A 19,355-nucleotide genomic window follows, 5' to 3' on the forward strand; every position below is an offset into this window, starting at 1 on the left:
AATAGACTGTCATCGCATCACGCCGCATGGGTGCAGGCGCACTGCATCCATGCAACAATGCGGGCTCGCACAATTTCAGCACCCGCCATGTCATTCGCCAAGGATTTTTCGCTGTCCGCTGTCGCCGCCGGTTTTGTGACGGTACTCGTCGGCTTTACCAGTTCGGCAGTCATTGTCTTTCAAGGCGCGCGCGCACTTGGCGCCGGTCCGGAAGAAATCAGTTCATGGATGTGGGCGCTCGGGCTTGGCATGGGGCTCACCTGCATCCTGCTCTCGCTGCGCTACCGCATCCCGATCGTCACAGCCTGGTCGACACCGGGCGCCGCGATGCTGATCACCGGCGCGGCCGGCGTATCGCTTGGCGACGCCACCGGCGCGTTCCTGCTGTCGGCTGCGCTCATCATGGTATGCGGATTCTCAGGATTCTTCGAACGCATGATCAGCCGTATTCCGGTATCAATCGCTTCCGGCATGCTGGCCGGTGTGCTGCTGCGTTTTGGCCTCGATGCTTTCATTGCCATGAAGACGCAGTTTGTCATGGCCTTCGCGATGTTCCTTGCCTACCTGGCTGGCCGCAGATTGTTTCCGCGTTATGCGGTGATCGCGACGCTGGCCCTGGGCATCGTGATTGCAGCGACGCAGGGGCTGTTGCATCTGGAGACCGTGCATCTCGAATTCGCGAAGCCGAAATGGATCACACCGACATTGTCGCTGTCGGCGGTGATCGGTGTCGCATTGCCGTTGTTCGTCGTCACCATGGCTTCGCAGAATGTGCCCGGCGTCGCGGTGATCCGCGCCTCGGGCTACGCGGCGCCGATTTCTCCCGTGGTCGGATGGATCGGTGTCGTCAATGTGCTGCTGGCGCCCTTCGGTGCGTATGCATTGAACCTGGCGGCGATCACTGCCGCGATCTGCATGGGACGCGAAGCGCATGAGGATGCAAAGCGCCGTTACGTCGCAGCGGTTGCGGCCGGCATGTTCTATCTGCTGATCGGCTTGTTCGGTGCGACGGTCGGTGCGGTGTTCGCCGCTTTCCCGACGGAACTGGTGCTGGTGATTGCGGGGCTGGCTTTGTTCGGCACCATCGGCAATGGCCTGGCGGCCGCGCTGGCGAACGAGCGTGAACGCGAACCGGCATTGGTCACTTTTCTGGTGACGGCATCAGGTCTGTCGCTATTTGGTGTCGGCTCCGCGTTTTGGGGACTGGTGGCCGGGGTGATTGCGATGGTGACCTTGCAGGCGGGGAAACGTTAAAGCAGGCATGTCAGCAGGGCAGTCAAACGCTGCCTTCCTTTTCAACGACCAGAATGCGCGCAGCGCCACGCGGATGCGCGACGTGTTCACATCCCACACCCGCAAAAAACACGTCGCCCGTCTGCAGTTCCGCGACCTTCTCCACACCCTCGCTGCGGTAGTGCATGTCGACCGTGCCGTCGAGTACTGCAAATACTTCTTCGCCATCATTGACGTGCCATTCATACGGCTTGTCGGTCCAGTGCAGGCGCGTGGTGACGCCGCCCATGTTGGCGATATCGAGCGCACCCCATGCGCGATCGGCGGTAAATTCCTTGCTTCGGATGATGTTCACGTTGTTTCCCTGAGACGGTAAAGTGGACGGCGGTTCTGTTATTTATTTTATTCGACGGCCTGCAGCTTGCCGGGCGGATGAATCACCCTGGCAAATGAAAACGCAAATTCCGTATCGCCATAAAGCCGCAGATAAGCGAGTCGTTCCTTGGCTTCGGCAATCGTCGGTATGTGTCCGGGTTCAATCCACCACAGTGCGGTATACGGATCGCGGATGTGCTCAAACCAGTTCTTACGCTGACGCATTACCTGCGCATGGGCACTGCGATAGACAAAGTGCTTCAGGTGGTCAATCGACGCCCAGACCGACATGTTGAACAGGATGTGGTCATCGTCGTAAGGATTGAGCGAGGTTGCATTGCCGTCATCGGTCTTGAGGCGCCAGACAAATCCCGGACTGCTGTCGGCAACCGCATTGATATCGTCGAGGCGGGCAACGAAACCTGCCATGACCGGATCATCGATCGGGGCGAGGGCGCGGGCAATATTGACCTGTGCGATATGGCACTTCATGGACGATCTCCTTGTTTTTATTTTGCAGAAGGGCATGCAGCCGGTAGCCGGTCCGGGCATGTCGACTTCTTCAGTAGTCGACATCTCCCGCGCCGGACCGCCTAACGATAGGTACGCGCATTGGCCTCACCTGGCGTTGATAAATCAGCAGCAGGCGTCGCTGCAGGTACGATGCCGCTTCAGGCTGGTCTGGACGGTGGCATGCCCAAAGAGACGCTGTCCAAGACCGCTAATCCAGGTTGCCACGTTTTGCACAGCCTGTTTTGCCTGTACCGCACCGGCACGACGGCTGTCGATGCTGCTGTCGGTATCGGCTTCCACCACGATCAGGCGACCGGGAATGGCAGTAAAGGTATCGCCGGCGCTGAGCCAGTAATCGTGCTTGATGCCTTCAACGGTCAGCCAGACATTGCCGCGTGTCACGCGCAGGGTCTGGGGGCGCGAGGCAATACCGGAAACGGCTTCGCCAGGTTGGATGGATAGCAGCTGGTTTGTGAATAGTCCTCTCATGACAGTACACTCCTGAAATGGCTGGGCGGGTGCCGCTGCAGGCTCGCAGTTGGAGGCAATCCCCGATCAGTTGAGTTTATTGTAGAGCTTGCCGAGACGATGACTAAACGATATATTTTGGCTTTCTTTGTTAGAAAAATTCACAAAGATGGCTGACCTGCGACGCTTGCCCAATCTTGCCGCGCTGCGTGCTTTCGAAGCAGCGGCGCGCCATCAAAACTTTTCCCGCGCGGCGGAAGAAATCCATGTCACGCACGGGGCCATCAGTCACCAAATAAGGGCGCTGGAAGAGGAACTGGGTATTGCGCTGTTCGCGCGCCATGGCAAGCGCATTGCCATCACGCCGGAAGGCGAGCGCTTCGCCGCTACCCTGCGCAAGGCGCTTGGCGATATCGCGGCGGCTGCCGCCGCGCTCAAGGCGGACAGCAAGCATAAGCGGCTGACCATTACCGCCTTGCCTTCTTTTGCGGCGCGCTGGCTCTCTCCACGTATCGGACGCTTCATCGAACAGCATCCCGATCTGGAAGTGATACTGCAATCGAGCGGGCACCTGACCGATTTCGTGCGCGAGTCGGTCGACATCGGTATTCGTTTCGGTCGCGGCCACTATCCCGGCCTGGTGGTCGAAAAACTGCTGGACGACTATTACTATCCGGTCGTCAGCCCGCGCTTCAATGGCGGCAAGTTGCCGCGTACGCCGGAGGAAATGGCGCATTGCCCCTTGCTGCGCTGTGAAGGGGAGCCGTGGACGCCCTGGTTCCGCGCGGCCGGCCTTGACCTGCTTGAGCCGGCTGCCGGCCTGGTGTTCCAGGATTCCTCAATGCTGGTGCGTGCCGCGGCCGATGGGCACGGCATTGCCCTGGCACGTCATGTGGTGGCATTGACCGATCTGGCATCCGGCGATGTGGTACGCCTGTTCGATATCGCATCGCAGTGTGCGCTATCGTATTTTCTGGTGTGTCCGCAGGAATCGCTGCAGAAGCCGCAGGTCCAGGCATTCCGGCAATGGATGCTGGATGAGGTGGCACGCCCTGACCCGGCAGTGCGTATCAAACAAGCTTAAAGGACAACCTTGACCATGGGATGGGAAGACAGCTCCCGATACAGGTTATCCAGCTGTTCGCGGCTGGTCGCGCGCACAGTGACGGTCAGTGCCAGGTAGGTTCCTTTGGACGATGGACGCATATCCATTTTTCCGGCGTGGAAGGTGGGATCGTGACGTACCACGACATCGACCATGGTTTGTGCAAAGGCATCCTGCATCACCCCCATGATCTTGATGGGGAAATCGCTGGGATATTCAATGAGGCTTTCGGTAGGCTGAGACATGACGATATTCCGGCTGGGGCTGCCTCGCGTCCTTGTCGCGGGTGCAGCCAAATTGAAATGACCCTGGCGCCGATGACAGCTCCCGAGGTCGCAATGCCGGTATTTTACGCCGTTGCGTCGACGCTGATGAGCACCACTTCGGCGCCTGCATCCCGTAACGGAATCAGCGCCTGGTATTCCGGCGAATCATGCCATGCACGTATTGCTTGCTTGTCGGGAAAGCGCGCAACCACGGTGTCGGTCTGTGGGTGCACGCCATTCAACACCTCCGCGACTTCGCCGCGAAACACCAGTTCGCCGCCCCAGGCAGCAATTGTCGCACCGACACGCGAGCGGTAGGCATGCCATTTTTCCGGATCCGTAATGCGGATGTGACCAATGATGTAGGCAGTCATGGCGCTCCTGGATGTCGTTGAAGATCATTGAGTGTAATGCAGCCCGGCATGCACGGGGATGGCCAACAGTGCGAAGGCAGAAAGAAAGATCAGAAACAAAGAGGCCGGGATGCCGCATGACGGCATCCCGGCCTCGGGAAGAGGACAGGCGACCGGCTTGCAGCGATCGCCTGTTCTTGTTCTTGTTCTTGTTGCAGTGTTATTTCATCCAAAGACGCATGGAATCCCAGGCGCGGCCGAAGATGCTGGCTTCGTTGATCTGTTCCAGAGCAACGACCGGCAGTTCTGTCAGCGGCTTGCCGTCGACCATCATCTTCATGATGCCGACCTTGCTGTTTTGCGCAACCGGCGCAACCAGCGGATCCTTGCGCTCGAGCACAGGCTTCATCTTGTCGGCGACGCCCTTCGGCACGGTCACGTAGATATCCTGGGTAAAGCCGATCTTGACCTGGTTCTGCGATCCCTTCCAGACTTCCGGCGTGGCGACCGGCTGACCTTTCGCATACAGCTTCACGGTGTCGAAATTCTGGAAGCCCCAGTTCAGCAGCTTCTGGCTTTCCTGCGCGCGTACCTGGTCGGACACGGTGCCCAGCACGACGGAAATCAGGCGACGGTCGCCGCTGCCGTTCGGACGTTTGGCCGTGGAAATCAGACAGTAGCCCGCAGCGGCAGTATGGCCGGTCTTCATGCCATCGACGGTTGGGTCCAGCCACAGCAGGCGATTGCGGTTCGGCTGCTTGATCTTGTTATAGGTGAAATCCTTGGTCGAATAGATTTTGTAGTAATCCGGGTGGTCGTTGACGATGTGTGATGCCAGGATGGACAAGTCTTGCGCAGTCGAATAGTTTTCCGGACTCGGCAGACCGTGGGAATTGGCGAAATGCGTGTTCTTCAGACCCATGCGCTCGGCTTCACGGTTCATCAAAACCACGAACGCATCCTCGGTGCCGGAGACCGCTTCGGCCAGCGCCACGGCGGCATCGTTGCCGGATTGCACGATCAGACCGTACAGCAAGTCGATTACCTTTACTGGCGTTGCCGGATCGATAAACATTTTCGAGCTGCTGGCATCGACTTTCCATGCGCGGACGGAAACATTCACCATTTGCTGCGGGTCGAGGCGTTTTTCCTTGATGGCGGAAAAGGCCAGATAAGCCGTCATGATCTTGACCAGCGATGCCGGTTCGATACGCATGGTCGGATCCTGGGAAGCCAGCACCTGACCGCTGGTAGCATCCAGCAGCAGCCACGATTTGGCGGCAATGGTGGGCGGCGGTAGCGCCTGCGCGAAGGCGACAGACACCGAGAAAGCGAAGGCGGCCAGAGCCGCGAGTAATTTTTTCATGGACGTAATGATTAAGCTCCGCCCCAGACCGCAGCGGATGACAAGAGGAAACAATGACCGAATTATAGCCTCGCGAAATCGCCAAAACCGGAAACCCTGCCATTCAGACAGCGTTTAAATTACATATTTCCGGCAAGCAATTACCGATGCCACATTTCGACCACGAAACTCTTTATATGTTGCAACTTGCGATGAAAAAAGTGATCGGCGCCAGGGATGACAATCACTGGCAGATCTTGCGGACGTGCCCAGTCGAGCACATCGGAGAGAGGAATAGTGTCATCCTGCTCACCATGGATCAGGATGGTATTGGCGGGCACATTCGGCATGGCCCATTTACCGGCGGCGCTGCCAACCAGTACCAGGCGCTCGGCAGGCGTACCTTGCTCGGTCAGCCGGACTTGCAATTGGGATTGTACGAAAGTGCCAAAAGAGAAACCGCCCAGCGCGACAGGCAGATCCGGATACTGCTGCTTCATATGGGCAAGCAGCAGCGCCATGTCGTCGGTCTCGCCACGACCGGCGTCGTGCACGCCCTCGGATTTGCCGACACCGCGGAAATTCATGCGTACCGTGGCATAGCCGATGGCCACAAAAGCGCGGGCCAGAGTCTGCGCCACCTTGTTGTCCATCGTGCCACCGTAGAGCGGATGCGGATGGGCGACGAGTGCCAGTCCACGCGGCGTCCCTTCGGGCAGGTCGAGTGCGCATTCCAGGGAGCCGGCTGCACCCATGATGGAGAAACGTTGGGTCTGTGCGTTCATTGCGTGATGATGTTTACGGGAAGTGCTGATCAGATCTTCAGGCGTTCGACGATCTTGCCGCCGACGATGTGGACATCAATGATTTCATCGATGTCTTCCTTATCCACATAGGTGTACCAGGTTCCCTGTGGATAGACCACCAGTACCGGGCCTTCCTCGCAGCGGTCGAGACATCCGGCCTTGTTGATCCGCACTTTACCCTGACCGCTCAGGCCGAGCTGTTTGATGCGTTTCTTCGCATGTTCTTGCGCGGTCTGCGCGCCCTTGTCGGCACAGCAGGGACGTCCTTCCTCACGGTGATTCAGGCAGAAGAACACGTGATGTTCGTAGTACGGCTTGTCGGACATGTCGGTACTCGTTGATGCAATGGGAAAGCGGCAATCATACACCGCAGCGCTCACCTCTTCAGGCGATGCATGCGATGCGACAGGATCCACAGCGCGAACAGCGGCCACACCACCGACAGGAAGTGCGCGGCGCCATTGAAATTGAGGAACTTTCCCTGTACCCAGGTTTGCAGCGTGGCGACAAAATAAGGGTTGGCGGGCACGAAGTTGATTGCGACCAGGCTCAACAACAGGCTGAGCGCCGCCAGCCGGCGTTGCACAATCGCCGGCGCAAAGCTCAGTCCGCCGACCATCATTGCGGCGATCAGGATGCCGCCCTTGGCGCCCGGCGTCAGCCATGCGAATGCATTGGCCGGTGTGAAGAGTAGCGCGTTCGCAGTCAGTTTGACCGTGAGTGCGGCGACGACCAGCCCAACTAGTAACGGCGCCTTGGGCGCCTGTTTGCGCAACAGGCAGGACAGCATGAGCACCGCGCCTGTCATGCCGCCGGCGGTGATCAGCGTTTCGGCCAGCCAGTATTCCTGTACGGTCAGGTGGAAATCGCTGGTCATCATGGCATGCAGGTCGACCGGTTGTTCCAGCCAGTCTGACAGCCATTCCGACAAGGTCGGTATGAATTGTCCATGGCCAAACAGATAGCTTTGCGGATAAATCTGCGCCAGTGGCCACAAGCCGATCACGATCAGGCCACGGCCTGCTTCCGGAATCAGCCATTCGCGACGGATATGCAGCAAGCGGCTTTGCTCAAGGAAGAGTCCGCTCAGCAGCACGCCGACGATGGCGCCCAACGCGGTCCCGGTGGTATTGGTCAAAAAATCCAGGTTGGATGACACGCGATTGGGCAGGAAGGTCTGCACCGCTTCCATCGTGCCGGAGAACATCAGCCCGTAAAGGACCGCGACAGTCGCCGCGCTACCATCACGTATTCTCGGATACAGTGCAAACACCACAAGCATGCCGAGCGGCAGATAGCCGACGATGTTGGTGACGACGTCGAAGGCGGTCCAGTAATGCGGCATGGGCATGAACAGGAAATCCCATGGCGAGAGGCCGATGCTATGCCAGTTTGAGAACGGATAGAGGCTGGCGTAGGCAATCAGAAAGCTGTACATCAGCAGGCCGACGCGCGCAAAGGTGGAGGCGCTGGCGGGCAGGGCGGGATCTATCGCGGTGGACGGGTTTTCCTCTTTTGACAACATGGCGTTCGTGACATCGGTACGGACACCGGACGATGCCCCTGTTGCGTATTCTCGGCAGATGCGCAGCCTGCGGCAAGTGAATTATTTGAGATCGAGCGTGCCCAGCCACATCATCGTGTCGACAATCATCGCGTCGCTTGCTGCTGCCAGTGCGCGCACGCCGCCGTCCGCATCGGCGCTTGGTGCCGGCGCTTCGCGGTTGAACGAGCGCTGGGCCAGCAGACTGCGTCCCTTGAAGACTGAAGCGCGCATCCCGACTTTTCCCGTGCTTTGTTCCGGTGATGTAAAGCTTTGGATAAAGGTATCGACTTCGATGCGCAGCACCGGGACGTAGTTGGCGCCGTCGCTTGGCGAAAGTACCGCGCCGCCGGCCTGGGCGATGCGCACCTTCAGGTGTTGCTCCAGCAGCTGCGCCGGCGGCATGGTCCAGCGGGCTTGCGTATAAGGACGCGGCTGCTGCCCGTTGACGTATTCAAGCCGGTAGAAAATGGTTGGCCGGTCGAGCCAGTTCGGCACGCCAATCTCGGCCACACTGATCGGCGGCAGGGCAGGCAATGCCGGTCCGGTGGCGGCGCCGGTGCTCGCGCTCGTGCTTGTACTCGTGCGTAATGGACCCAGATCGTAGAGCGTGGCGGAGTCCGGACGGATGACGGTCGAACAGGCTGACAATAGCGCGGCAAGCGCGAACGGGGCGAGCGATGCCATCGTCATTCTTGCGGCAAACATCGAAAACGTGATCATGCGTATTTCTCCCTAGTTGGTCGGCGCGCTGAAGCCCTGCTCACCCGGCCCCGGTGCAACCGTCGGGGAGCCGAACAGCACGCTTTGCGGACGTTCGCTCAGGTTGTCGAGGGTGCGGTTGAGTGCGCGCAGAGACGAGCGTGCATCATTGGCCAGCGGCAGCGTTTCATATTCGATCTTGTTGGCCACCGCGCCGACCTGTTCGACGCTGTTGGTAATGCGTTCAATCGCGCCGTTCGGCCCCTGCAGGCCGGTCGTCAGTCCATTGAGGCTGCGGGTGAGGTTGCCGGCGTCCTTCGACAGCGAATCCAATGTGGCCAGCGTTCGCTGCGCCTGCGCGGTCACGGCGGGCAGACGATCGAGCGTCGGCTGCAGATTGCGCGGGATGGTCTCCAGTGCGGTCGCTGCCTTGCTGACGTTGTCGAAGGCGCCCAGTATCGCTTTCTGATTGGCCGGATCGAGCATGGTGTTGATGCGCTTGGCGACTTCTTCGGTCTGCTCCAGGATGGCCAGGCCGCGATTCTGCAACTGGTCAAACAGGCTGGGCCGCATTTCGATCCGTGCGATCTGCGCGGGGCTGCTTGGCACGCGCACCGGACGACTGCCGTCGTCGTCGAGCTGCACGTAGGCGATACCCGTCACGCCTTGATAGCCCAGCGTGGCGAACGTCGATTGCGTAATGGGCGTGTCGGGCTTGACGCTGATCTGTACCAGGATCTGGCCGGGGACATTGGGATCGAAATTGATTTCGTTGACCTTGCCGACATCCAGCCCGCGGTACCGCACATCGGCCTGGGGATTCAGCCCGGGAATCGACAGCTTGGTGGCGATCTGGTACGGCACCCACTGGACCTGGTCGCGGTTGAACCATATGCCGATGAGGATGGCGGCCGCCAGCAATGCCAGCGTGAACACGCCGGCGATCAATGCATGCGACTTGTTTTCCATAAGTGCTTTCCTATTCCTTCTCGCGTAACACCTCGAGCGCACGCTGGCCGCGTTCGCCGAGGAAAAAATGTTGAATGAAGGGATGCGGCAAGGCGATCACTTCCTGCGGCGGGCCCATCGCAATCACCCGCTTGTCGGCCAGCACCGCAATCTGTGTGGACAACGCAAACAGCGTGTCGAGGTCATGCGTGACCATCACCACCGTGAGCCGCATCTGCTGATGCAGTCCGCGAATCAGCGAGACAAAACTTTCGGACAGATCGGGATCGAGTCCCGCAGTCGGCTCATCAAGAAACAGCAGCTCGGGTTCCAGCGCAAGCGCACGCGCAAGTGCCACCCGCTTGATCATGCCGCCGGAAAGGTCGGCCGGCATTTTCAAGGCATCCTTGGGCGTGATGCCGACCATGCTCAGCTTGAGCAGCGCGGCATCGCGGATCAGGTCTTCCGGCAATGCGCGCAATTCGCGCATTGGCTGGGCGACATTGTCGAGCGTGTTGAGTGCGGAAAACAATGCGCCATGCTGGAACAGCATGCCCCAGCGATTACGCAACTGCTGGCGTCGCATGGCGCCGCAGTCATTGATATCCTCTCCGAACACGCGCACGGTACCACTGGTCGGTGTTGAAAGCCCCAGCATCTGTCGCAACAGGGTCGTCTTGCCGGAGCCGGAGCCGCCGACCAGCGACACGATTTCACCTGCATGGATCTCCAGGTTCAGATCCTGGTGCACGATGAAGTCGTCGAACTGCGTGCGCAAATGGCTGATCTGTATGACCGGTGCCGTCATCAATAAAACCCCACTCCCTTGAAAAGAATTGCAAATACTGCATCGGCGACAATCACCACGGTGATCGCGGTGACGACCGACAAGGTGGTGCCCTGGCCCAGGCTTTCCGTATTGGGCTTGATGCGCAAGCCGAAATGACAGGCAACGAGGGCAATCAGGCTGCCGAATACCACGCCCTTGCCGATGCCGATCCAGTAATTGGCTGGCGGTACCGCGTTCGGTAATTCCTGCAGGAAGTAATGGGCTGACAAGCCCAGTTCCAGCTGTGCCGCCGCCATGCCGCCGGCGAGTGCTACCGCGTCGGTCCAGACCACCAGCAGCGGCATGCACAGCGCCAGCGCCAGGACGCGCGGCATGATCAGCCTGAAGCCATGCGGCATGCCCATCACCAGCATGGCGTCGAGTTCTTCAGTAACCCGCATGACGCCAAGCTGCGCGGTGATTGCCGAACCGGAACGTCCGGCAACCAGGATAGCGGCGAGCAGCGGCCCGAGCTCCCTGATGACACTCATGCCGAGGATATTGACGAGATAAACGTCACCGCCGAATGAATGCAATTGCTGTGCCGACAGATAAGACAGCACAACGCCGATCAAAAATCCCACCAGCGCCGTAATTCCCAGCGCCTGATAGCCGATATGGAAAATGTTCGACGAAATTTCTTTCCAGGGACCGCGCAGCGGGTGCGCGATAAACGTCCCGATGTCGAGCACCAGTTGGCCGATCAGTCCGATGAAACTGAGACCGTGGCCAACAATAGTACGCACGCCGCGCCGTATCACCGCGACCGAATACCAGTGCTCTTGCGGCGTCGCCGGCAATACCAGCGTGCCGGCCTGCTCGATGCGCGCAAAGATTTCTTCATGGATCGGCGCAAGCAACAGCGTAGGTGGTCGTCTTCTGCCCCACGCATTCCAGAATAGTTGTGCGCCAATATGGTCGAGCCCTTCAATGTCCGACAGGTCCCAGACATGCGCCGGATTACGGGCTGCCGAGCGAAGCTTATTCACCAGTTCACTCATCAGTTGGCTGCGGGCGAGCACATGAATCTGCCATGAGCCAGTCGCAACTACCCTGGACGGTGTTTGCTCAATGACCTGCAGTGAGGGCGCTTGTTGATTTGGCATCGCGTTAGTGTAAAGGAGAAAGCCGAAGCCCACATTGCCACTGCTCATCCGAAAACGACGATCTGATCATGCCTGGTGGTAATTGCTGTTGCCTGAAAGCAGCACATACAGGACTTTCCATGTCGGCATGCCGTTACAATGCCGATATGACAGCTACTCTTTCCCCAGAACAGATCGCCGCTTTGTGCCGGCCTTCCGCCCAACCCGTCCGGATACGCATTGTGGAAGAAACCGGCTCCACCAATGCCGACCTGCTTGCCGGCTTGCCGATGCTTGCCGGACCGACCTTGTTACTGGCCAAACACCAGACTGCGGGACGCGGGCGTGCAGGCCGCACCTGGCTATCGGCGCAGGGCAAATCATTGACCTTTTCGCTCGCCTGGAAATTCGGCGTGCCGGTACACGCATTGGTCGGTCTGCCGCTTGCCGTCGGTGTCGCACTGGCCGAAGCCCTGGCGATGTTCAATATCGACGTCAAGCTGAAATGGCCAAATGATCTGCTGTACAACGGACGCAAGCTCGCCGGCATCCTGATCGAGTCGGCTGGCGCAGGCAGCGTTCCGCATGATGTCAGCTGGGCGGTGATCGGCATTGGCATCAACATGTCACTCGACCAGAGCGTGTCCGAGCACATTGGCCGTCCGGTCGCCAGTATTCCATGGATGGCGGAGCTGGACCAGAACACCTTGATGGCGGGTTTGCTCAGCGGCCTGGCCGACGCGCTGGTGCAGTTCGAGCATGAAGGCCTGGCTGCGTTTACCGGGCGATGGAATAGCCTGGATGCGTATGCCGGGCAGGTCGTAACCATCATTGACAATGGTCAGGTTGTGCATGAAGGTATAGGCGCGGGCGTCGATGGCATCGGGCGCTTCCTGATCGATACGCCGGGCGGCCGTGTCGCGGTGATGGCGGGCGATGTGTCGCTGCGCCCGAGAGAGGCCTGAACATGCTGCTGCTGATCGATGCGGGAAATACACGGGTGAAATGGGCATTGGTGCCAAACGGCATGCGTGGCACGGAAGCGCTGGGACGCTGGTCCGCATCCGGAATGGTGGACCATGCGCAAGTGCGGCAACTGGCGGACAACTGGCGTGGACAGAAGATCGTGCGGGTGCTGATTTCAAATGTCGCCGGGCAATCGATGCGCGACACCCTTGAACAGATATTGCTGGGCGTGCTCGGCATGCAACCGGTACCGCTGGAGTGGTTTGCATCGAGCGCAGCGCTGGCCGGTATCCATAACCGCTACCGCACGCCGACCCAGCTCGGCTGTGACCGCTTTGCCTCGGCCATCGGCGCGCATGCGCTGTTTCCGGGAGCGCCACTGATCGTTGCCACCTGCGGTACGGCGACCACGGTTGATGCGGTAACGGCGGAGGGCGATTTCCTTGGCGGCATGATCCTGCCCGGACTGGGGCTGATGGCAAGTTCGCTGGCGCGCAATACGGCGCAATTGCCGCAAGTCGCCGAAGCGATGGAGATCGTCGGACCGTTTGCCGACCATACCGATGCCGCCATCGTGAGTGGCTGCCTTGCAGCGCAGGCCGGCGCCATCGAAAGAGCGGTTGCCGCCCACTGTCGCAGCCATGGCGACGTGCAATGCATCCTGTCGGGCGGCGCGGCGGCCTTGATCGCTCCCCATCTTTCCTTTTCCGCGGCACGGGTTGACAATCTTGTGTTGATCGGTTTGCACCACGTTGTGATGAACGCATCATGCTGAAATTCATTTTCTGGTCCCTGGTTCTTGCCAATGGCGGTTTGTTCGCCTACCAGCAGGGTTACTTCGATGCCATGGTGCCAAGCGGCCATGAGCCTGCGCGGCTGAAGAATCAGCTCAATCCCGACAAGGTCAAGCTGATCCCGCCGCCGGAATCTAGGCCGGAACCGGAACCAAAGCCGACGTCGGAAGCGACGCCCGAGATGAGGGCAGTTCAGACCGTAGCCGCAACTGCACCGACACCAGCAACGACGCCGGCACCCGTGACAACCTCCGTGACAACATCAGCGCCGGCAGCGACTCCCGAACCTGCGCCAAAGAAAGTCGCAGTGCTTGCCTGTACCGAGATCGGCAACTTCAATGCAGAGGAAGCGAAAAAGTTCAGCGCCCGCCTTGCATCGCTCGCGCTAGGCGCTCGGGTATCGGAACACCCGGTGCAGGAAGCGGCGACGCATATGGTGTATATCCCGCCACAGGGTGACAGGGAAGCCGCCGAAAAGAAGGCCAGTGAACTACGCCGTCTCGGCATCAGTGACTTTTACATCATTCAGGACAATTCACCGATGCGGTGGGGTATTTCCTTGGGGGTGTTCCGCATGGAGGAAGCGGCCCGCGCGCATCTGGCAAGTCTTAACCAGAAAGGCGTGCGCTCCGCACGGATCGGACAGCGCAGCGTTACTTCATCCATGGTGGCCTTTCAATTGCATGAGCTGGATGAAGACACGAAGAGCGCAGTGGAGAAAATCAAGGCGGGATTTGTAAAGCAGGAAATCCGCGACTGCACGAAGGCGCAGCCAAATGCTGGCGTGACGTCACGGGAAAGCTGAACGTGAGCGATGCGGGCAGGCTGGGCCGCCCGGCCCGCATCGCCGGCGGATTACAGCAGGTTACGCTGCTCCACCAGTTGGCCGCCGATCGATTGGTAAATCACGACGGTGCCGTCCTTGATATCTCCTTTTTCATCGAACTCGATCGAGCCCTGGATCTTGCCGGAAAACGAACCCTTGGTCAGTGTCGAGAGATATTCCCTGGGTTCGACGGAGCCGGCCTGCTGCATCGCCTGCGCGAGGATATGGACGCCATCATATGAGAGCGTCGAGTAAGCGCCAGGCGTGCCGAACTTGGCCTTGTACAGGTCCATGAAGGCGATGCCGGACGACAGCCAGGATGGCGGCACGCCGGCAATCGTGCAGTAGTAATTACTGTCGGCATTGCCTTCCGACGCCTTGATGGTCGATCCGTCGCACATCGCATCCGCGACCACGAACTTTGCTGTCGAACCCGAATTGCGCAGGGCTTTCAGCAACGGCACGCCGGCCGCTTCGTCGCCGCCAAAAAAGACCGCATCAGCACGGGCATCGTTGATCTTCTTTGCCAGGGCCGCATAGTCGGCCGCTTTCGGATCCACGCTCTCACGCGATGCCTTGAGGTTCTTCACTTTCACCGTGCGGTCGACTTCCTCGGCGATCCCGAGTCCGAAGGTGGTGCGGTCGTCGACAATGTACAGCGACCTGGCTTTAAGCTTTTCGCTGATCAGGCGTCCCAGTGTTGCACCCTGCTGGATATCGTCGGCAGTGATGCGGAAGGCAGTTTTCAGCCCCATCCGCGTGTACTTCGGATTGGTGGAGACCGACAATTGCGGAATGCCGGCAGCCGCATACAACGGCGCCGCCGCAATCGTTACACCCGAGTTGAAATGCCCGAAGACCGCGACTACGCCGGCATCAATCAGGCGCTGGGCAGCGGCTTTGCCTTCGTCGGGCGAAGCCTTATCATCCTCGACGACGAGTTCGAAATTTGCACGTTTGCCGTGGATGGAAAAGTAATCGGAATTGAGTTCATCGATGGCAACCTGGGCGCCATTGGCAATGTCTTTGCCGTACTGCGCAAGCGGCCCGGACATGGGGGCGACCACGCCAATCTTTACCGAGACTTGCCGGCTGCAGGCGTTCAGGAATAACAGCGCGACGACGAGTACTACAAAGTGTTGCAGTTGCTTCATGTCTCCTCCTGTGATGGCATTAATGCAAGCCGATCATAGAAGGCCCTGCTACAGATTTAATTATGTATTATGGGCAATTTTCGGTACAAGATTCTGCGAACACCGGCAAGCCGTCAACTTATGTTGCGCTGCGCAAAGGAAGTTACGGAGGTCTATTGACCGTCGGTTGCAGATTTTTGCTGCGTTGCAACCAAGGTGCGCAGACATTGCGGGCAAAAGCAGGATGGGTTGCCTTCGCCGGTATCGGGTCCAACATACGCTGAACGTGGCAATGCCGGAATCTGCGTGCACCAGCACGGTTCGTCGCCATAGAGGTCAGTCATGCCGCAGGCAAATTCCGCGCCGCAGCGCTTGCAGGTACTCATCGCGGAGGCCGCTCCTGGTTTTCGTCCTGATCGGTCGGTACTATTTCGTGCATGGCACGACGCAGCAACTGCATTTGCTCCGTGAAATTGCGGCAAGCGGTGCAGATCAGCAAATGCATATGCATGCGCGCCCGCTCGACCATCGACAAGTCGCGGTCCATGCTTTCGGACGTCAGCTGGTGTACTTCCCTGCAAGTAGGTTTGATCGACATAGAAATTCCTTGTGGCTCAGGCCGTGTTCATGGCCCGCTCATGGCCGTTTACCGAACCAGTTCAGGTCCAGGCATTCGCGCAATTGCACCCGCGCCCGATACAGCATGACCCATGCATTAGACGTGGTGATGCTCAGTTCCTTACAAATTTCTTCGGTATCGAGTTCCAGCCATTCGCGCATCATGAAAATACGGGCAGTCTTGGGCGGAAGCTTTTCCAGGCAGATTTCCATGACGCGGAAAAAATCTTTCTGTTCCAGTGTGGCATCCGGACTGCCCCATTGGCGCGGCATCTCGATAGTGTGTCCGTCCGGCCGGAACAGTGCATCAATCACGTCGGCCTCGGACTCGCCATCCGCCGTGTTGAACTGCACTTCCCGCTTTGACGCGCGCAGCACATCGATGATTTTGTGTTTCAGGATGCCGGTCACATAGGTTCGCAAGGAAGACTGGCCGGCGAAGCGGTCGGGCTTTTCCAGCACGGCCACCAATGTCTCTTGCACCACATCCTCGGCGACCGCTTGATTGCGCAACTGCAGGAGTGCAAAACGCACCAGGGTAGGGCGCAGGTTTTCAATATCGCGGTGAAATTCCGGAGTCATAATGGGCCGCTTGTCATTTGGGCAAAAGCGTAACGGATCGCCTTCCTAAATACAAGGAAGCCGCAGGAAACCGCAAGAAACGGCGGCGCTTTCCTGTAAAATCGCGTGAATTGATTTTCAGGACTGACCATGACCGATATTACCGATCCTGCCGCCGATCTGAGTGCGGTTTCCCCGCAGATCAAGGCGGAAATCCTGGCCGAAGCGCTTCCTTATATCCGCAAGTTCCACGGCAAAACCATCGTCGTCAAATACGGCGGCAACGCGATGACCGAAGAGCGGCTGAAGCACGGTTTCGCGCGCGATGTCATCCTGCTCAAACTGGTGGGCATGAACCCGGTCGTGGTGCATGGCGGCGGTCCGCAGATCGACAATGCGCTCAAGAAGATCGGCAAGCAGGGCACCTTCGTGCAAGGCATGCGTATCACCGACGAAGAAACCATGGAAGTGGTGGAATGGGTGCTGGGCGGCGAAGTCCAGCAGGACATTGTCATGCTGATCAATCACTACGGCGGCCAGGCAGTCGGCCTGACCGGCAAGGATGGCGGCCTGATCCGTGCGCGCAAGATGAAGATGCCCGACCGCGAAAAGCCGGGCCAGTTTCTGGATATCGGTTTCGTCGGCGAAATCGACGCGATCAATCCGGCGGTGGTCAAGGCGCTGCAGGACGATGCCTTCATTCCCATCATTTCTCCGATCGGCTTCGGTGAAGATGGCCAGGCTTACAACATCAATGCCGACCTCGTCGCCGGCAAGATCGCCGAAATCCTGAAAGCGGAAAAGCTGATCATGATGACCAATATCGCCGGCGTGCAGGACAAGCAGGGCAACCTGCTGACCGATCTGTCCGCGCGCGAGATCGATGAAATGTTCGCCGACGGTACCATCTCGGGTGGCATGCTGCCAAAGATTTCATCGGCGCTTGACGCCGCCAAGTCAGGCGTGAACACTGTGCACATCATCGATGGCCGCATCGAGCATTCGCTGCTGCTGGAAGTGCTGACCGAACAGGCTTTCGGCACGATGATCCGTTCGCATTGATGTCATTTGTCCCGCTTATACATTCAATAAGCTTTTGACATGCGCCGTCAGGTTCCCTCTCCCTTTCAGGGGGAGGGCTAGTACAGCTTCTCCACCTCGTACCCCTTTTCCTTCAGCAGTTTCGGCACGCCGCTGTCGCCCACCAGGTGCAGCAGTCCGACTCCGACAAAACTGCTTTCTTCCTTTTCCAGCAAGGCTTCGATCTTGCGCGCCATTTCCGGATTGCGCCGGTCCAGCAACACACGCTGCATGAATTCTGAAGAAGTGGTTTTTTCATTTGCCGACTCGCGCATGAACTGCTCGACAGCATTACCGTCAGCGCTGGCCCAAGCCTCGATCAATGCCTGCGCCTTGCGCAGCGCATTGCCGTCGGCAAGTTCAGCCAGGTTTTCGCGCAGGTATTGCTCCTGCATGGCATCGGTCATGTCGTCATAAAGCGACATCTGGTATTCGGCCGATTCCAGCTCCTGCACATCCTTGGACTTGCCGGCGGTCGACAGCAAGAAGCTTTCGATGCCGTGCGTGCGGTCGTAACCGTGTCGTTCGAGATCAAGCCCGATCAGCATGTTGGCCAGCAGCCAGGGTTTGAAGCGCCGCATGCTGTCGAAGGAGATGCCATGCCGGTCCAGCGCCTGCCGCAGTACGGCGAGCGTGTCATGCGAAAGGTGTCGTTCAACCCCGTCGTCATTGGCATAAGTGCCGTGCGCATGCAGGGCGTGCTGGAAAGGCGCGTTGTCGCGGATATCGATTTCAAGGACAAGCTTGCCGGCGGCATGCAAGGCTGCGGTCACCTCGCGCTCCAGCGGATAGAAAGCCGGCTTGCCGACATGGATGGTGCCGAACAGCCAGGCGGTGTTGCCATGGTGCCGAATCCGGTAAAGTGTCCCGCGCTGTGGTGTGTCTGCATCGGACAATGCCGACACCGAGGCCGGCATGACGACCGCTTGTGCAGATGCCGCCGCTGCTGCATTATTCTCTGCATAAGCGGGTCGGATCACCAGACCTGCGACGACGCTTAGTAAAAAAACAATCCCGCCCTTCATGATTCTCCCTGCGAGCCGGTTTCGACTGGCTTCAAAAATACTCTAACAGATGCGCAAGCCGATTTGGTTGTTCGACCTGGATAACACCCTGCACAACGCGTCTCACGCGATTTTCCCGGCGATTAACGCCAACATGAATGCCTTTATGGCAAAGGTGCTTGGCGACGGTGACACGCTGGCCGACGCGGATACCGTCAACGCTGCGCGCATCGCGTACTGGAAGCGCTATGGCGCGACACTGCTTGGCATGGTCAAGCATCACAATGTGAAGATGGCCGACTTCCTGCATGAGGCGCATTTGTTTGACGATCTGCCATCGATGATCCGTGCCGAGCGCGGCCTGGGGCGCCTGCTGGCACGTCTGCCGGGACGGAAGATCCTGCTGACGAATGCCCCGCGCCGCTATTCACGCGATGTGATGCGACATCTCGGGCTGCATCGCCATTTCGCCAAACATATGGCGATCGAGGCCATGCATGTGCATCGCCAGCTGCGCCCGAAACCGTCAAAACAGCTGTTGCGCAAACTCGTCGCTAAAGAAAAGACCTCGGCGAGCCGTTGTATATTGGTAGAGGATACGACGGAGAACCTGCGCGCGGCCAAATCGCTGGGCATGCACACCGTGTGGATCACGCAATACCTCGCGACCAGCCCCAATCACCAGCAGATTGCGGGCAGCCGTGCTGCACTGCGTCTTACGAAGCTCCCCGCATTCGTCGATGTCAAAGTAAAATCAGTGACACAGCTGCCTGCAACGCTGCACCGATTGCGCCACTAACGA

At 58.9% G+C, this 19,355-nt stretch carries 25 protein-coding genes; 7 read left to right on the forward strand and 18 right to left on the reverse strand.

Annotation, left to right across the window (positions count from 1 at the left end):
- Window positions 1-87 precede the first annotated feature (87 nt).
- Window positions 88-1,254 carry a benzoate/H(+) symporter BenE family transporter gene (locus ASE07_RS10765; RefSeq protein ID WP_057290828.1) on the forward strand — a complete coding sequence of 389 codons (1,167 nt, stop codon included), beginning with the start codon at window positions 88-90 and terminating at the stop codon, window positions 1,252-1,254.
- Between the two features lie 22 nt (window positions 1,255-1,276).
- On the opposite strand, the gene ASE07_RS10770 is transcribed toward ASE07_RS10765, so the two are convergent.
- The 3 genes from ASE07_RS10770 to ASE07_RS10780 all read right to left on the reverse strand — a co-directional run bounded on the left by ASE07_RS10770 (window position 1,277) and on the right by ASE07_RS10780 (window position 2,610).
- Window positions 1,277-1,588 carry a cupin domain-containing protein gene (locus ASE07_RS10770; protein WP_057290829.1) on the reverse strand — a complete coding sequence of 104 codons (312 nt, stop codon included), beginning with the start codon at window positions 1,586-1,588 and terminating at the stop codon, window positions 1,277-1,279.
- A 47-nt stretch (window positions 1,589-1,635) separates the two neighbouring features.
- Complete coding sequence (locus ASE07_RS10775) at window positions 1,636-2,100, reverse strand: DUF3291 domain-containing protein (RefSeq protein WP_057290830.1); 465 nt, start codon at window positions 2,098-2,100, stop codon at window positions 1,636-1,638.
- 144 nt (window positions 2,101-2,244) lie between these two features.
- The gene (locus tag ASE07_RS10780) at window positions 2,245-2,610 is read right to left on the reverse strand and encodes a DUF2917 domain-containing protein (protein ID WP_057290831.1); all 366 of its coding nucleotides are present in this window, start codon (window positions 2,608-2,610) and stop codon (window positions 2,245-2,247) included.
- A 148-nt stretch (window positions 2,611-2,758) separates the two neighbouring features.
- Here ASE07_RS10780 and gcvA point away from each other — a divergent pair, with 148 nt between their 5' ends.
- The gene (gene gcvA, locus ASE07_RS10785) at window positions 2,759-3,673 is read left to right on the forward strand and encodes a transcriptional regulator GcvA (RefSeq protein ID WP_057290832.1); all 915 of its coding nucleotides are present in this window, start codon (window positions 2,759-2,761) and stop codon (window positions 3,671-3,673) included.
- Here the strand turns inward: gcvA and ASE07_RS10790 are convergent.
- The 10 genes from ASE07_RS10790 to ASE07_RS10835 all read right to left on the reverse strand — a co-directional run bounded on the left by ASE07_RS10790 (window position 3,670) and on the right by ASE07_RS10835 (window position 11,592).
- Complete coding sequence (locus ASE07_RS10790; RefSeq protein WP_057290833.1) at window positions 3,670-3,939, reverse strand: DUF493 family protein; 270 nt, start codon at window positions 3,937-3,939, stop codon at window positions 3,670-3,672. The genes gcvA and ASE07_RS10790 overlap by 4 nt on opposite strands.
- Window positions 3,940-4,043: 104 nt before the next feature.
- Window positions 4,044-4,334 (reverse strand): DUF1330 domain-containing protein, encoded by a 291-nt coding sequence (locus tag ASE07_RS10795; RefSeq protein WP_057290834.1) that lies wholly within the window; start codon window positions 4,332-4,334, stop codon window positions 4,044-4,046.
- A 199-nt stretch (window positions 4,335-4,533) separates the two neighbouring features.
- Window positions 4,534-5,679 (reverse strand): D-alanyl-D-alanine carboxypeptidase family protein, encoded by a 1,146-nt coding sequence (locus ASE07_RS10800; protein ID WP_057290835.1) that lies wholly within the window; start codon window positions 5,677-5,679, stop codon window positions 4,534-4,536.
- Window positions 5,680-5,819: 140 nt separating this feature from the next.
- Window positions 5,820-6,443, reverse strand: a complete 624-nt coding sequence (locus tag ASE07_RS10805; protein ID WP_057290836.1) for an alpha/beta hydrolase — start codon at window positions 6,441-6,443, stop codon at window positions 5,820-5,822.
- 29 nt (window positions 6,444-6,472) lie between these two features.
- Window positions 6,473-6,790 carry a (2Fe-2S) ferredoxin domain-containing protein gene (locus tag ASE07_RS10810; protein ID WP_057290903.1) on the reverse strand — a complete coding sequence of 106 codons (318 nt, stop codon included), beginning with the start codon at window positions 6,788-6,790 and terminating at the stop codon, window positions 6,473-6,475.
- Between the two features lie 50 nt (window positions 6,791-6,840).
- Window positions 6,841-7,989, reverse strand: coding sequence for a VanZ family protein (locus tag ASE07_RS10815; RefSeq protein WP_057290837.1), 1,149 nt, complete (start codon window positions 7,987-7,989; stop codon window positions 6,841-6,843).
- A gap of 81 nt (window positions 7,990-8,070) precedes the next feature.
- Window positions 8,071-8,730, reverse strand: a complete 660-nt coding sequence (locus tag ASE07_RS10820; protein WP_235548426.1) for an ABC-type transport auxiliary lipoprotein family protein — start codon at window positions 8,728-8,730, stop codon at window positions 8,071-8,073.
- A 12-nt stretch (window positions 8,731-8,742) separates the two neighbouring features.
- Entirely contained in the window at window positions 8,743-9,678 is a 936-nt protein-coding gene (locus ASE07_RS10825; RefSeq protein WP_057290838.1) for an MlaD family protein, read from the reverse strand.
- A gap of 10 nt (window positions 9,679-9,688) precedes the next feature.
- The gene (locus ASE07_RS10830) at window positions 9,689-10,465 is read right to left on the reverse strand and encodes an ABC transporter ATP-binding protein (RefSeq protein WP_057290839.1); all 777 of its coding nucleotides are present in this window, start codon (window positions 10,463-10,465) and stop codon (window positions 9,689-9,691) included.
- On the reverse strand, window positions 10,465-11,592 hold the full coding sequence (locus ASE07_RS10835; RefSeq protein WP_057290905.1) for an MlaE family ABC transporter permease: 1,128 nt from the start codon (window positions 11,590-11,592) through the stop codon (window positions 10,465-10,467). The genes ASE07_RS10830 and ASE07_RS10835 overlap by 1 nt, the downstream gene beginning before the upstream one ends.
- Window positions 11,593-11,711: 119 nt before the next feature.
- Here ASE07_RS10835 and ASE07_RS10840 point away from each other — a divergent pair, with 119 nt between their 5' ends.
- Genes ASE07_RS10840 through ASE07_RS10850 form a run of 3 tightly spaced genes read left to right on the forward strand, consistent with a single transcriptional unit; the run spans window position 11,712 to window position 14,136 of the window.
- A complete protein-coding gene (locus ASE07_RS10840) occupies window positions 11,712-12,536 on the forward strand; it encodes a biotin--[acetyl-CoA-carboxylase] ligase (RefSeq protein ID WP_235548427.1) in 825 nt (274 codons plus the stop codon).
- A gap of 2 nt (window positions 12,537-12,538) precedes the next feature.
- Window positions 12,539-13,312, forward strand: a complete 774-nt coding sequence (locus tag ASE07_RS10845) for a type III pantothenate kinase (RefSeq protein WP_057290840.1) — start codon at window positions 12,539-12,541, stop codon at window positions 13,310-13,312.
- A complete protein-coding gene (locus ASE07_RS10850; RefSeq protein ID WP_057290841.1) occupies window positions 13,306-14,136 on the forward strand; it encodes an SPOR domain-containing protein in 831 nt (276 codons plus the stop codon). The genes ASE07_RS10845 and ASE07_RS10850 overlap by 7 nt, the downstream gene beginning before the upstream one ends.
- A 50-nt stretch (window positions 14,137-14,186) precedes the next feature.
- On the opposite strand, the gene ASE07_RS10855 is transcribed toward ASE07_RS10850, so the two are convergent.
- From ASE07_RS10855 to ASE07_RS10870, 4 genes are all read right to left on the reverse strand, one after another.
- Window positions 14,187-15,311, reverse strand: a complete 1,125-nt coding sequence (locus ASE07_RS10855) for a branched-chain amino acid ABC transporter substrate-binding protein (protein ID WP_057290842.1) — start codon at window positions 15,309-15,311, stop codon at window positions 14,187-14,189.
- 152 nt (window positions 15,312-15,463) lie between these two features.
- Window positions 15,464-15,676, reverse strand: a complete 213-nt coding sequence (locus ASE07_RS10860) for a cysteine-rich CWC family protein (RefSeq protein WP_057290843.1) — start codon at window positions 15,674-15,676, stop codon at window positions 15,464-15,466.
- A complete protein-coding gene (locus ASE07_RS10865) occupies window positions 15,673-15,888 on the reverse strand; it encodes a zf-HC2 domain-containing protein (protein WP_057290844.1) in 216 nt (71 codons plus the stop codon). Before ASE07_RS10865 ends, ASE07_RS10860 begins: the two co-directional genes overlap by 4 nt.
- 38 nt (window positions 15,889-15,926) lie before the next feature.
- On the reverse strand, window positions 15,927-16,490 hold the full coding sequence (locus ASE07_RS10870) for a sigma-70 family RNA polymerase sigma factor (protein WP_057290845.1): 564 nt from the start codon (window positions 16,488-16,490) through the stop codon (window positions 15,927-15,929).
- 129 nt (window positions 16,491-16,619) lie between these two features.
- Here ASE07_RS10870 and argB point away from each other — a divergent pair, with 129 nt between their 5' ends.
- The gene (gene argB / locus ASE07_RS10875) at window positions 16,620-17,531 is read left to right on the forward strand and encodes an acetylglutamate kinase (RefSeq protein WP_057290846.1); all 912 of its coding nucleotides are present in this window, start codon (window positions 16,620-16,622) and stop codon (window positions 17,529-17,531) included.
- A gap of 77 nt (window positions 17,532-17,608) precedes the next feature.
- Here the strand turns inward: argB and ASE07_RS10880 are convergent, their stop codons facing one another.
- Window positions 17,609-18,574 carry a TraB/GumN family protein gene (locus ASE07_RS10880; protein WP_082584077.1) on the reverse strand — a complete coding sequence of 322 codons (966 nt, stop codon included), beginning with the start codon at window positions 18,572-18,574 and terminating at the stop codon, window positions 17,609-17,611.
- Between the two features lie 49 nt (window positions 18,575-18,623).
- Here ASE07_RS10880 and ASE07_RS10885 point away from each other — a divergent pair, with 49 nt between their 5' ends.
- Window positions 18,624-19,352: a pyrimidine 5'-nucleotidase gene (locus ASE07_RS10885; protein ID WP_057290847.1), complete on the forward strand. Its 729-nt coding sequence runs from the start codon at window positions 18,624-18,626 to the stop codon at window positions 19,350-19,352.
- The last annotated feature ends 3 nt before the right edge of the window (window positions 19,353-19,355 follow it).

The organism is Noviherbaspirillum sp. Root189, from assembly GCF_001428545.1.
Classification (GTDB): domain Bacteria; phylum Pseudomonadota; class Gammaproteobacteria; order Burkholderiales; family Burkholderiaceae_D; genus Noviherbaspirillum.